At 73.3% G+C, this 12,439-nt stretch carries 11 protein-coding genes; 6 read left to right on the top strand and 5 right to left on the bottom strand.

Translation table 11 applies throughout. From position 1 onward, the window contains the following. Nucleotides 1-71: 71 nt before the first annotated feature. Nucleotides 72-452 carry an STAS domain-containing protein gene (locus tag ABT296_RS15770; RefSeq protein ID WP_351927436.1) on the bottom strand — a complete coding sequence of 127 codons (381 nt, stop codon included), beginning with the start codon at nt 450-452 and terminating at the stop codon, nt 72-74. A gap of 313 nt (nt 453-765) precedes the next feature. Between ABT296_RS15770 and ABT296_RS15765 the strand changes: the two genes are divergently transcribed. After that, nucleotides 766-1,338: a sigma-70 family RNA polymerase sigma factor gene (locus ABT296_RS15765; protein ID WP_351927434.1), complete on the top strand. Its 573-nt coding sequence runs from the start codon at nt 766-768 to the stop codon at nt 1,336-1,338. Beyond that, on the top strand, nt 1,335-2,654 hold the full coding sequence (locus tag ABT296_RS15760; protein ID WP_351927432.1) for a zf-HC2 domain-containing protein: 1,320 nt from the start codon (nt 1,335-1,337) through the stop codon (nt 2,652-2,654). The genes ABT296_RS15765 and ABT296_RS15760 overlap by 4 nt, the downstream gene beginning before the upstream one ends. Before the next feature lie 297 nt (nt 2,655-2,951). Here ABT296_RS15760 and purU read toward each other — a convergent pair whose 3' ends face one another. Both purU and ABT296_RS15750 read right to left on the bottom strand, forming a co-directional pair. Further along, the gene (gene purU, locus ABT296_RS15755; protein ID WP_351927430.1) at nt 2,952-3,833 is read right to left on the bottom strand and encodes a formyltetrahydrofolate deformylase; all 882 of its coding nucleotides are present in this window, start codon (nt 3,831-3,833) and stop codon (nt 2,952-2,954) included. Nucleotides 3,834-3,880: 47 nt separating this feature from the next. Then, nucleotides 3,881-4,381, bottom strand: a complete 501-nt coding sequence (locus tag ABT296_RS15750; RefSeq protein WP_351927428.1) for an SCO4402 family protein — start codon at nt 4,379-4,381, stop codon at nt 3,881-3,883. A gap of 117 nt (nt 4,382-4,498) precedes the next feature. Between ABT296_RS15750 and ABT296_RS15745 the strand changes: the two genes are divergently transcribed. After that, a complete protein-coding gene (locus ABT296_RS15745; protein ID WP_351927426.1) occupies nt 4,499-5,806 on the top strand; it encodes an ABC transporter substrate-binding protein in 1,308 nt (435 codons plus the stop codon). A 27-nt stretch (nt 5,807-5,833) separates the two neighbouring features. On the opposite strand, the gene ABT296_RS15740 is transcribed toward ABT296_RS15745, so the two are convergent. Together ABT296_RS15740 and ABT296_RS15735 are read right to left on the bottom strand one after the other, a co-directional pair. Continuing rightward, nucleotides 5,834-7,414 (bottom strand): hypothetical protein, encoded by a 1,581-nt coding sequence (locus ABT296_RS15740; protein ID WP_351927424.1) that lies wholly within the window; start codon nt 7,412-7,414, stop codon nt 5,834-5,836. Between the two features lie 200 nt (nt 7,415-7,614). Next, nucleotides 7,615-9,000: an NsdA family TPR-like regulatory protein gene (locus ABT296_RS15735; protein ID WP_351927422.1), complete on the bottom strand. Its 1,386-nt coding sequence runs from the start codon at nt 8,998-9,000 to the stop codon at nt 7,615-7,617. Nucleotides 9,001-9,284: 284 nt separating this feature from the next. Between ABT296_RS15735 and ABT296_RS15730 the strand changes: the two genes are divergently transcribed. The 3 genes from ABT296_RS15730 to ABT296_RS15720 all read left to right on the top strand — a co-directional run bounded on the left by ABT296_RS15730 (nt 9,285) and on the right by ABT296_RS15720 (nt 12,420). Next, a complete protein-coding gene (locus tag ABT296_RS15730; RefSeq protein ID WP_351927493.1) occupies nt 9,285-9,947 on the top strand; it encodes a bifunctional DNA primase/polymerase in 663 nt (220 codons plus the stop codon). 80 nt (nt 9,948-10,027) lie between these two features. Next, nucleotides 10,028-10,798: an ABC transporter ATP-binding protein gene (locus ABT296_RS15725; RefSeq protein WP_351927420.1), complete on the top strand. Its 771-nt coding sequence runs from the start codon at nt 10,028-10,030 to the stop codon at nt 10,796-10,798. After that, nucleotides 10,795-12,420: a transporter gene (locus ABT296_RS15720; RefSeq protein ID WP_351927418.1), complete on the top strand. Its 1,626-nt coding sequence runs from the start codon at nt 10,795-10,797 to the stop codon at nt 12,418-12,420. The genes ABT296_RS15725 and ABT296_RS15720 overlap by 4 nt, the downstream gene beginning before the upstream one ends. Nucleotides 12,421-12,439 lie beyond the last annotated feature (19 nt).

Raw genomic sequence — 12,439 nt, 5'->3', positions numbered from 1 at the left:
GAACGAGAAGGCGACGGTTGTGCCAGGACCGGGAGAATTCCGGGACAACGGCGTGGCGCGACGGCGTGCCGTCACGCGGAGAGCGGCCCGGCCGACTCGTCGGTGGCGGAGGCGAGGTCGGGGTGGACGTCGAACAGGCGCCGGACCCCGAGGGCACCGAGGACCCGGTTGACGTGGGAGCCCTCGACGGCGCCCTGCGCCGGGAGGATCAGGCGCAGCCGGCCCCGGCAGGAGCGCACCAGCCGCCGGGAGGCGATGAGCACGCCCACCCCGCTGGAGTCGCAGAAGAAGACCTCCGACAGGTCGAGCACGAGGCTGTGGCGGCCCTCGGCCACCTCGTCGTGCACGCGCTGGCGCAGCGCGGGTGAGGTCACCAGGTCCAGTTCGCCCGACACCCGCAGCACGGCCCACCCGTCCTGCTCGCCGCAGGTCACTTTGAACGCCACCGCCATGCCCTTCGCTCGCCGGAACCCCCGCAACCGGAAGCAGTACCTACGCTTCCCTGCAGCGCGGCTGCCCAGCGGCTGTGCCCTGAAACTCCGGGCCGGAAACAGAAAGAGGCGCAAGGAGGCTTGATTCAGTCGCCTTCGGTCTTGTTCGATCAGCTGTGGACAGAGCGGGCGTCGGTTCCCTATCACTTCAGGCGCTTCGGGGGGCGCACATTGCGACAAAGGGGCGTGCGCCGTCAGAGGTGCCGACTACATTCGAGGAGACGGTGGGAGCAGGCTTGACCAGGGCGCAGGCAGGGTGACGTGAGGGGGCAGCATGGCGAAGAAGGACGCACCGCCCCGCTGGGACCGCAAGATGCAGCAGCGGCTCGCCCGCGGTGAGGCCGCCGCCCTCGGCGAGCTCTACGACCGGTACGCCTCCCTGGTGCACGGCCTGGCCCACACCGTCCTCGCCGACGAAAAGGGCGCCGACGCCGTGACCCGCGAGGTCTTCACCCACGTCTGGGAACACCCCGACGCCTACGACCCCAAGCAGGGTCCGCTGCGCTCCTGGGTGGCCGATCTCACCCACCGCCTCGCCGTACGGCGGCTGCGCGCCACCGAGACCGCCGCGCTCGACCTGGGCGGCGACGGCACCCCCGAGGAGCTGGAGCGCAAGGTGCGCCACGCCTCGGTCGCCGCCCGCGCCGACTACATCGTCCAGGCCATGCCGGTGCCCCTGCGCGCCGCGCTGGAGCTGGCCTACTTCCAGCGCCGCGACTACCGCCAGACCGCGGCCGACCTCGGCGTCACCGAGGACGAGGCCCGCCGCAGGCTGCGCCTGGGCCTCCAGCTGCTCTCCACCGCCCACGACGCCGGCGCCCCGCCGGGATACGGGGGTGCCGTGTGAGCACCGGCCGGTACGAGGCGCACGACGGGGACGAGGGGGAGACCGAGGGCGGGAACAGGGGCGAGGGACAGGGCGAGGACGTGCGGAAGGACGGCGGCGGCACCGGGGGCGGCGGGAGCGGCAGCGGGCCCACGCGCCCCGGGCCGGGCCGGCCGCCCCGCATACCGCTGCCCCGCGCCTCCGTCGAGGACACCGGCAGGCCCCTCCCCGACCTCGACGGACCGGCGCCGCTCGTCCTGGAGCACCGGGTGCTGAAATCACTGCTCGGCGCGTGGGCGCTGGCCGCCTGCTCGCCGGAGGAGACCCTCACCGTCGAGGCGCACCTCGGCGACTGCGGCCCCTGCGCCGACGAGGCGCTGCGGCTGCGCGAGGCCGTCGGACTGCTGCACCCGGCCGAGAGTCTCGACCTCGACCCCGCCCTGCGCACCCGGGTCCTGGAGAGCTGCCTGGAGCGCCGCCCGCCGCGCATCCCGGTCCCCCGCTGGGCGTCCGCCTACGACGCCGAGACGGCGCGCCTGGACGCGCTGCTCCAGGACTTCGGGGACGCCGAGTGGCACGCGCCGGTGCGGCTCAGGTGGTTCGACTCGGACGAGCCGACCAGCCGCCGTACGACGGTCGCCGGGGTGATCGCGCACCTGATGACCGTCGACGGGCTGGTCGCGGTCGGCCTCGGCCTGGACGACCCGCTGGGCGACGTCCCCGCGGACCGTCCCACACCGGCCTCCCGCACCGAGGCGTTCTGGCGCGCCTCGCACTTCCCGCCCACGCGGTCGGTGCGGGCGCCCTGGCGCGAACAGAGCCACGACGTGGTCCGCACGGCCTCCTTCACCGGCGGCCGGGAGGGCGGGCTGCCCGTCTCCTACGGCGACTTCGAGCTGCCGCTGCACGACGCGCTGCTGGACCGGGCGTTCGAGTGCTGGGTGCACGCGGAGGACATCGCGGAGGCGGTCGACTACCCGTACGCGCCGCCCTCGGCGCGGCATCTGCACGACATGATCGACCTGGGGGCGCGGATGCTGCCCGGTGCGCTGGCCCGGCGCCGGCGGCCCGGTCCGGCGGCCCCGGCCGGCGCGCCCGGCCGCAGCGTGCGGCTGGAGATCGAGGGCCTGGGCGGCGGGGAGTGGCTGATCCCCCTGGACTCCCCTTCGGTCGGCTCCGCCGAGCGCGAGGTGGCGCATGTGGCGCTGGACGGAGTGGAGTTCTGCCAGCTCGCGGCCGGCCACGTGTCTCCCGCGGAAGCGGCGGCAGGACAGTCCGGCGACCGCTCCGCCATCAAGGACGTCCTCTTCGCAGCAGCATCCCTGAGCCGCATGTAGCACCCGCGGCCGCGTGGGGGCTGGTCGCGCAGTTCCCCGCGCCCCCATAGGTCGGTCCAGCGAACCCACCTGTTCTCAGGGGCGCGAGGAACTGCGCGACCAGCCACAACAAGCCCGCAGCCAATACCCGACCGGTCGACCCACACCCCCCAGGGGCGCGGGGAACTGCGCAACCAGCCACAACAAGCCCGCAGCCGATACCGGGCCGGTGGGCCCACATCCCCAGGGGCGCGGGGAACTGCGCGAACGGCCCACGGCGGGCCGCAGGCGGCGACGAGCGCCGAGCGGCCCGGACCGTCAGGCGAAGACGACGGTCCGGCGGCCGTTGAGGAGGATCCGCCGCTCGGCATGCCACTGCACGGCCCGCGCCAGCGCCTGGCACTCCACGTCCCGCCCCACCGCCACCAGCTGATCCGGAGTGACCTGGTGCCCCACCCGCTCGACCTCCTGCTCGATGATCGGCCCCTCGTCGAGATCCGCGGTCACATAGTGCGCGGTAGCCCCGATCAGCTTCACCCCCCGCACATGCGCCTGGTGATAAGGCTTCGCGCCCTTGAAGCTCGGCAGGAACGAGTGGTGGATGTTGATGATCCGCCCACTGAGCTGCTTGCACAGATCGTCCGAGAGCACCTGCATGTACCGGGCGAGCACGACCAGCTCGACGTTCTCCTCACGCACGAGCTCCAGCAGCCGCGCCTCCGCCTGCGCCTTGGTGTCCCGCGTCACCGGAATGTGGTGGAAGGGAATCCCGTACGAGCCCACCAGCTCGGCGAAGTCCGTGTGGTTGGAGACCACCGCGGCGATCTCCACCGGCAGCGCCCCGATCCGCGCCCGGAAGAGCAGGTCGTTCAGGCAGTGCCCGAACTTGGAGACCATCAGGACGATGCGCATCTTCTCGTCGGCCCGGTTGAGCTGCCAGTCCATGTGGAAGGAGTCGCCGATCGCCGCGAACGACGCGCGCAGCTTCTCCACCGTCACCGGGGACTCCGCGGAGAAGTGGACGCGCATGAAGAACAGACCGGTGTCGTGGTCCCCGAACTGCTGGCTGTCCTCGATGTTGCAGCCGGTCATGAAGAGGTAGCTCGACACGGCGTGCACGATGCCCTGCTTGTCGGGGCAGGACAGCGTCAGGACGTACTGGTCGGGGGTGACCGCGGCTCGGTCGGGCTGCTCGTTCATGCGGGACAGGGTCCCACAACCGCCGCCCGCCGATCACGGCCGTCCCGCTACGCGGACCTCGTCATGATGCTCAGCACCTCCAGCGTGCGCGGCGGGGCGTCGGCGTCGTCCCCGTCGCTCGCGGCCATCCGCACATGGGCGTCCCGCGCGGCACGCACCGCGTCCGGCCAGCCCTCGTTCTGAAGGTACGCGGCGACCGGCGCGTCCGGCCCGACCTGGTGCATGATCCGCAGCACCCGCAGCACGGCGGTGTCGACGAGCGCCGCCTCCTGCGAGTCGCGGAAGATCGTGCCGACGTACTTCTCGGCGGACCAGTTGTCGAGCCAGGTGTCCTCGACCAGCCGGTACACGGCGTCGGTGACGTCTCCGTATCCGTCGACGCCGGCCAGCCAGACGTCCCGCTGGAACCCTGGGTCGGAGAGCATGTGCAGCGCGGAGCGCACATTGCTGCGCCAGCGCCACCACGGCATGTCGTTCAGTGGCATGCCGCCCATGGTGGAGGAGCGACGGCCGCGACGGGAAGAGTTCTCCGAACCTTGCACGGTCATCGATCGTACGTTCCCGCTCCGCGATCACTCACGGGCCCCCGTAATTCACCTCGCGGTCACCTTCCGTTGACCGGACATGACTCCACGGTTAGTGATGTGACGGAATCGTGCGTGTCCATGACCGGCAGGCGTCGCATACGCAGTTCCCACCTCCCCGCGTTCGCGCAACCGTTCAGAGCCACCGCGGCAAAAGCGGCGGCACTGATCGCGTGTGCGTCGCTCACCGTCGGCTGCGGGATCATCCCCGGCATCACGGGGGGTGCCGGGGACGATCCCATCACCGTCATGACCTGGGCGCCCCAGGACACCAGGGCCACCAACAAGCCGGGCATGCCGGCGATCGCACTGGCCTACGCCCGCGCGATCAACGCCAAGGGCGGTCTGAACGGCCGCAAGCTCAGGGTTCTGAACTGCAACGACCACAACGACAGCGTCTCCGCGGCGAAGTGCGCCGAGCGCGCCGTCGACGAGAAGGCGGTCGCCGTCGTCGGCTCCTACAGCCAGTACGCCGACTCCTTCTTCCCCACGCTGGAGAGCGCGGGCATCCCCTACATCGGCGGCTACGGTGTCACCGGAGCCGAGTTCACCAGCCCCCTGTCCTACCCCGTCAACGGCGGCCAGCCCAGCCTGCTGGCGGGCCTGGGCCGGGAGCTCGCCGACGAGTGCGGGCCCATCGCCCTGGTGCGGCCCGACAGCATCGCCGGCGACGAGCTGCCCGCCCTGCTGAACTCCGGCCTCTCCGCGGGCGGCCACCCCGACGCGGCCGACCAGCTCGCGGCGGAGGACGCCACCGAGTACTCGGCCCACTCCGAGCAGGCGCTCACGTACACCACCAGCGACCCGGTGAACGCCGGCTGTGTGGTGCCCGCCCTCGGGGACCGCACCAGCACCTTCATGGACTCCTTCCGGCGCGGCCGCGAGGAGTCCGCCTCGGTGCGCACGGCGACCGTGCTGGGCAGCGTCGACCAGACCGTGATCGACGCCTCCGGCGGCAAGTCCGGACCGTACGAGGGCGCGTACATCACCGGCTGGTACCCCGTCTCCAGCGACAAGCGCTGGGACGGGCTGAAGGAGGTGATCAGCGAGCACGCGTTCGGCGACAACCGCATCGACCCCTCGGACGCCGGGGTGCAGACCACCTGGATCGCCTACACCGTCCTGGAGGCCGTGATCAAGTCCATCGGCGACTCCCCGGTGACCGCGCGCTCGGTCCGCCGGGCCCTGGACGACGGTCTGCAGATCGACACCGGCGGACTCACGCCCGAGCTGAACTGGGAGCACTCCGAGAGCCTCGCCTCGGTGGGCCTGCCGCAGCTGGTCAACGCCGACGTGACCCTCCAGGTCGTACGGCAGGGCCGTCTGGTGGCGGCCCGGGAGGGCTTCATCGACGTGACGAAGACCCTCCTCCAGGCCGACCTGACCTGACCCGCGCCGACGCGCGGCCGGCCCGGCCTACAGCTGGGTCGGCTGGCGTTCGGTGAGGCCGTAGGACTTGGCGATCGAGTTCCACAGCCCGGCCGCCTTGCCCTTCTCGGTGGTGGCCGTGCCGCTGGCCCGGTCGCCCTGCTGGGTCTGGGGCGTGGAGCGGGCCTGGCCCTTCTTGCAGAGCTTGTCCTGGCGCTGCGCGACCTGGTCGGCCCAGGCCGCGTAGTGGTTGTCGGCCGACGCCGACGCCTGCCAGGCGGCGTTGAGGGCGGCGGTCAGCTCGGTGTGCTGCGGCAGCTGGTCCACCGACAGCCCGGACAACTTGGTCACCAGGTCGTTGCGCTGCTTGGCCGCGTCCCTGAGGTCCTTGGCCGCCTGGTCGAGGTTGTTGCAGGCCCGCACGTCGGCCACCGCGTTGATGACCATGGTCCGGCTGTCGCCGCTCACCGCGAGCAGCTTGTCCAGCTCCACGGCCTGCGCCTTCGCCGGGTCGGCGGACGGCGAGGCGGAGGGGGAGGCCGACTCGCTCGCCGGGGCGGTCGCGGCGACGGGCTTGTTGTCGTCGCCCTCGTCCCCGCCGCCGCCCGCGAGCAGCGCGCCCGCGCCGATGCCGAGGACGGCGATGCCGACGCCGACGGCCGCGAAGAGCGGCACCTTGGAACCGGTGCGGCCGCCCGAGCGCCGGGGCTCGTCCTCGTGCGTCTCGCGCCGGGGGATGAACGGGGGCTGCTGCCGGCCGCCGTGGGACTGCGGCTGCGGCTGGGGCTGCTGGAAGCGCGGGAGCTGCTGGGTGGAGCCGGCGGGCGACTCACCGCCCGGCTCGCTGCGGAAGAGGTTGTCGAACTCCGCGGGCGGCTGCCGCTCGCCGGAGCCCGCGGGCACCGGCGGGATGTACTGCGTGGCCTCGGCGTCCGCGGCCGGAGCCGCGTGCGGCCGGACCCGGCCCAGCACCGTGGTGCTCTCGCCGGGCGCCTCGGGGGTGATCTCCGGCGGCAGCGCCCCGCCGCCGACCGGCGGTATGTACTGGGTCGCGCCGTCGTCCACGACCGGCGGTATGTACTGCGTGGCGCCGTCCGCGCCCGGCAGGTCCGTCACCGGCTGGATGTACTGGGTGGCACCCTCCGCGCCGTAGGGAGCGGCGGGCGGGAACGCCGCGCCCTGGGTGCCGTAGCCCTGGGTGCCGTAGCCCTGCGTGCCGTAGTCCGGGGACGGGGTGCCGTACGACGGCGCCGGGGCGCCCTCCGGCGGGAGCGGCTGGGACGCGGGCTGCGGCGCGCCGTCCGGGGTGCCCCACGCGGCGGCGGGCTGCTCCGGCTCCCCCCAGGTCCGGGCGGGCTGAGGCTGGGCGGGCCGGGCCGACCAGCCCTGTCCGGCGGTGGGCGCCGCCGGCTGCTGCTGGTGCTGCTGCTCGGGGCCCCAGGAGCCGTTCCAGGACTGGCCGCCCTGCGGGGCGGCCGGGGTGGGCGGCTGGGCCGGGCGGGCCGCGGCCCGCGGACCGACGGGACCCGTCATGCCCGGGAGCAGCGGCTCGCCTCCGTCCGAGGGCAGCACGATGCCTTCGCGCGCGGGTCGCGCCGAGGGCTCCTCGCCCTGTCCGCTCTGCGTCACCGGGACTCCTACGAATGGGGGACCTTCGGAATCGTCGGCTCACGCTACCGGGTTCCCCGAGCCGCGTGCCACGCAGCTCAGGCCGTGACGCCCGTCCCTGTGACCGCCGTTACAGAACGGCCCCCCGAACCCCGCTCCACTCCCCTCTCCCCCGCGGTACCTGCGTTTCCTCCGTGTTCACGTCCCGGCGGCCGGTTCTTTCACGCCGCCGCCTGGAGATCCAGCCGCGCCCCGAACTCCCTTACCACGGGCTCCTCCCGGTACGGCTCCAGCCGTTGCTGGAAGTCCTCCAGGTACTCGGCGCCCCGGTTGGAGCGCAGGGTCTCCAGGAGTTCCACCGCCTTCAGCCCGGTGTGGCAGGCCTGTTCGATCTCCCGCTGCTGCACCTGGGCCGTGGCGAGGAGCACATAACCGATCGCCCGCCGCCGGGCCTTGGTCTCCGGCAGCCGCGCGAGGCACTCCTCGGCGCTCCGCGCCGCCGCCTCGGCCTGCCCGAGGTCGCGGTGGCAGTGCGCCAACTCGTCGGCGAGATAGGCCTCGTCGAAGTGGGCGATCCACGCCGGGTCGTCCCCGGAGGCCGGATCCGCCGCCTCCAGCGCGCTCACCGCACGCCCGGAAGACAGCTGCGCCGCCCGTACGTCGCCCATCAGCGCGTGCCCGCGGGCCTCCGCCGCGTGGAACATCGCCTCCGCGCGCGGGGTGACCCGGCCGCGCGCCCCCTCCTGCGCCGCCCGCGCCAACTGGGCGATCTCACGCGGGTTTCCGAGCTGCGCGGCGAGATGGCTCATGGACGCGGCCAGGACGTAGCCGCCGTAGCCGCGGTCCCCGGCCGCCTGGGCGAGCCGCAGGGCCTGGATGTAGTACCGCTGGGCGAGGCCGGGCTGGCCGGTGTCGACGGCCATGTAGCCGGCCAGTTCGGTCAGCCGGGCGACCGCGGCGAACAGGTCGCGCCCCACCGCCTCCCGGTAGGACCCGGCCAGCAGCCCCGAGACGACGCTGTTGAGGTAGTGCACGACGACCGGCCGCACATGCCCGCTGCCGTGCCGGTGGTCGAGGTCGACCAGCGCCTGGGTCATCGCCTTCACGGCGGCCACGTCGGACGGGCCGACGCGCGGGCCCGCGGCCCGGGCGACCTGGGAGTCGGGCGCGGAGATCAGCCAGTCCCGGCTGGGCTCCACCAGCGCGGACGCGGCGACGGACGAGCCGGACAGGAAGTCCCGGCGGCCCACGTCACTGCGCCACAGCTCACACACCTGCTCGATGGCGCCCAGGACCGTCGGCGAGAACTGCAGCCCCACGCCGGAGGCCAGGTTCTTGCCGTTGGCCATGCCGATCTCGTCGATCGTGACCGTACGGCCGAGCTTGCGGCCCAGGGCCTCCGCGATGATCGCCGGCGCGCGCCCGCGCGGCTGCTGTCCCCGCAGCCAGCGGGCCACGGACGTCTTGTCGTAACGCAGGTCGAGGCCGTGCTCGGCACCGCACATGTTGACCCGGCGGGCGAGCCCCGCGTTCGAGCAGCCCGCCTCCTGGATGAGCGCCTGCAGCCGTTCGTTCGGCTGTCGTGCGACGAGAGGCCTTGCGGCCATGGCGTACCCCCTGTGGCTGCGGTGCCTGCCCACGCACCGAGTTGACTGGTCTTCGTACCGGACGGATCCGGCCGTGAAGATCAATGCCCCGCGGACATACCGACAATGCGAGACATGCGAGGATTGCCGGGGTAACGGTGGAAGCCGGCCCCACTCCTGGCTACCCGGTCCGGCGGCAGATCCTCCCGCGCGCCCCCACCCGTGCACCCATGCGCCCCAGTTGCGGAATCGATGCTCCTCCCCCGCGCGCGTTACAGGCGTAACCCGAGGTGGGTGCGGGAGTTGTGATGTGCGTGGAAGAGACGATCGCGAGCACCGCCGCCGCCCAGATTCCCGAGCAGCGGGGGGAATCGCTGCTGGAGACCGCCGTTCGGTACGCCGAGGAGCGCCACTGGGACGTGTTCCCCGGCACCTGGCTGGAAGCCGTCGACGGGACACAGCGCTGCTCGTGCGGCGACGCCGCCTGCGAGGCGCCCGGGGCGCATCCGGCGCGCGACGACTGGGCGACCCAGGCGACCGGCAGCGCGACGGTGGCCCGCCGCATGTGGTCGAAGCAGCCGCTCTCCTCGATCCTGCTGCCCACCGGGCGCACGTTCGACGCGATCTCCGTCGCGGAGACGGCCGGCTTCCTCGCCCTGGCCCGGATGGAGCGCATGGAGCTGACGCTCGGCCCGGTGACGCTGACCCCGGACCGCCGGATGCACTTCTTCGTGCTGCCGGGCGCCTCGGTGAAGGTGCCCGATCTGGTGCGCAAGCTGGGCTGGACCCCGTCCTCCCTCGACCTCCACGCGCTCGGCGAGGGCGGCTGGGTGGCCGCCCCGCCCACCCGGTTCGGCTCCCGGGGCGCCGTCCAGTGGGCCTGCCGTCCGACCCCCGCGAACCGCTGGCTGCCGGACGCGGAGGAACTGATCTCGCCCCTCGCCTACGCCTGCGGCCGGGACCGGTAGCGGTCGCCGGGCGGGACGGCCGCGCCTCGCGCGGCGCTGACGCATGTCTGCGCGGCCTCCCGCCCCTTAGGTTGGCAACCATGACGTCGGCCGTGTGTGTACGTGGGCTCTGGAAGCGGTTCGGGCAGCAGATCGCCGTGGCCGGGATCGATCTGGAGCTGCCCGCCGGGAAGTTCATCGGGCTGGTCGGGCCGAACGGCGCCGGGAAGACCACCACACTCTCCATGATCACCGGGTTGCTCCGGCCCGATCAGGGCTCCGTCGAGGTCGTCGGGCACGACGTGTGGCGCGACCCGGTGGCGGTGAAGGCCCGGATCGGGGTGCTGCCGGAAGGGCTGCGGCTCTTCGAGCGGCTGTCGGGGCGTGAACTGCTCGCCTACTCCGGCCGGTTGCGCGGCCTGCCCGGCGCCGAGGTCGACAAACGGGCCGGCCAGCTGCTCGACGTGCTGGACCTGTCCGGCGCCCAGCACAAGCTCGTCGTCGACTACTCGACCGGCATGCGCAAGAAGATCGGGCTCGCCGCCGCCCTCCTCCACAACCCCGAAGTGCTCTTCCTCGACGAGCCGTTCGAGGGTGTCGACCCGGTCTCCGCGCAGACCATCCGGGGCGTGCTGGAGCGCTACACCGCCTCGGGCGCCACGGTCGTCTTCTCCTCCCACGTCATGGAGCTGGTCGAGTCGCTGTGCGACTGGGTGGCCGTGATGGCGGCGGGCCGGATCAGGGCGCACGGCACCCTCGCCGAGGTCCGCGGCGGGGCGCCCTCCCTCCAGCAGGCGTTCCTGGAGCTGGTGGGGGCGCACGAGCGGGACGCCGGGGCACGCCTGGACTGGCTGGGCGGCGGGGCCCGGTGAGCGCGCCCACCGCCGCACCGGCCGCACCGGTCACCCCGGCCCCTTCGGTCACGGCGGTACTCGTCCGGCTCAAGCTGTCGCTGCTGCGCAACGGGCTGCGCCAGTCGACGGGGCGCCGGGCCGCGTACGTCGCCTCGGCCGTCTTCACGCTGCTGTTCGCCGCGTCGCAGCTGATCGGGCTGATCGCGCTGCGCGGGCACGCCCACGCCGCGTCGGTGGCGGTGCTGCTGGTGGCGGTGCTGGCGCTCGGCTGGGCGGTGATGCCGCTGTTCTTCCCCGGCGGCGACGAGACCCTCGACCCGACCCGTCTGGTGATGCTGCCGCTGCGGCCCCGCCCCCTGGTGCGCGCCCTGCTGGCCGCCTCGCTGGTCGGGATCGGGCCGCTGTTCACGCTCTGTCTGCTGGCCGGCTCCGTGATCGCGGTGGCGGACGGCGCCGCGGCCTTCGCGGTGGGCGTCGTCGGCGCGGTCCTGGCGCTGCTGGTGTGCGTGGCCCTCGCGCGGACCGTGGCCACCGCCAACACCCGGCTGCTGACCAGCCGCAAGGGCCGTGATCTGGCGGTGCTGAGCGGTCTGGTCATCGCGGTCGGCGCGCAGGTCGTCAACTTCGGCGCGCAGCGGCTCGGTTCGTCCGGGCTGGGACAGCTCGACCCGGCCGCGGACGTGCTGCGCTGGGTGCCGCCCGCGTCGGCGATCGGCGCGGCGGACGCGGCCGGCGAGGGCGCCTACGGGGTGGCGGTGCTGCAACTGGCGCTCACGGCGCTCGCGTTGGCGGGGCTGGTGGCGGTGTGGTCGCGGCATCTGACCCGGCTGATGACCGAGCCCGACGGCTCGACCCTCCAGCCGGCGGCGGACACCGCCGTACGGGGCTCCACGGGCCTGGGCCGGCTGCTGCCGGGCGGACGCACCGGCACGGTCGTGGAACGCGCCCTGCGCTACGTCTGGCGGGATCCGAAGACCAAGGCCGCCTGGGTGACCTCGCTGGCCATCGGGCTGATCGTGCCGGTCTTCAACGCCGTCCAGGGCACCGGGTCGATCTACTTCGCCTGTTTCGCGGCCGGGATGCTCGGGATCCTGATGTACAACCAGTTCGGCCAGGACACCTCGGCGTTCTGGATGGTCGCGACGACGATCGCCACCGCCCGGGACGCCTACGTCGAACTGCGCGCCCGCGCACTGGCCCTGCTGGTGATCACCCTGCCGTACGCGACGCTGGTGACCGTCGTGACGGCGGCGCTGCTCGGCGACTGGGCCCGGCTGCCGGAGGCGCTGGGGCTCTCCTTCGCGCTGCTCGGCGCGATGCTGGCGACGGGCGCCTGGACCTCGGCCCGCTTCCCGTACTCCATCCCGCAGGAGGGCTACAAGAACGTGGCGCCCGGGCAGGCGGGGCTGGCCTGGATCTCCATCTTCGGCGGCATGGTCGCGGCGGCGCTGCTGTGCGCCCCCTTCATCGCGCTGACGATCTGGGTGAACATCTCGGCGGACGGCGAGGACTGGGCGCCGCTGCTGCTGCCGGTCGGGGCGGCCTACGGGGCCGGGATCACGTTCCTGGGCCTGCGGCTGGCGGCCCCGCGGACCGCGGAGCGCCTGCCGGAGATCCTCACGGCGGTGAGCCGGGGCTGAGGACGCCCTCCGGGCCCCG

The sequence above is a fragment of the Streptomyces sp. NPDC000983 genome, from assembly GCF_040299205.1.
Lineage (GTDB): Bacteria > Actinomycetota > Actinomycetes > Streptomycetales > Streptomycetaceae > Streptomyces.
Note: the sequence above shows the minus strand (reverse complement) of the source record. Positions and strands in the feature narration are given on the sequence as shown.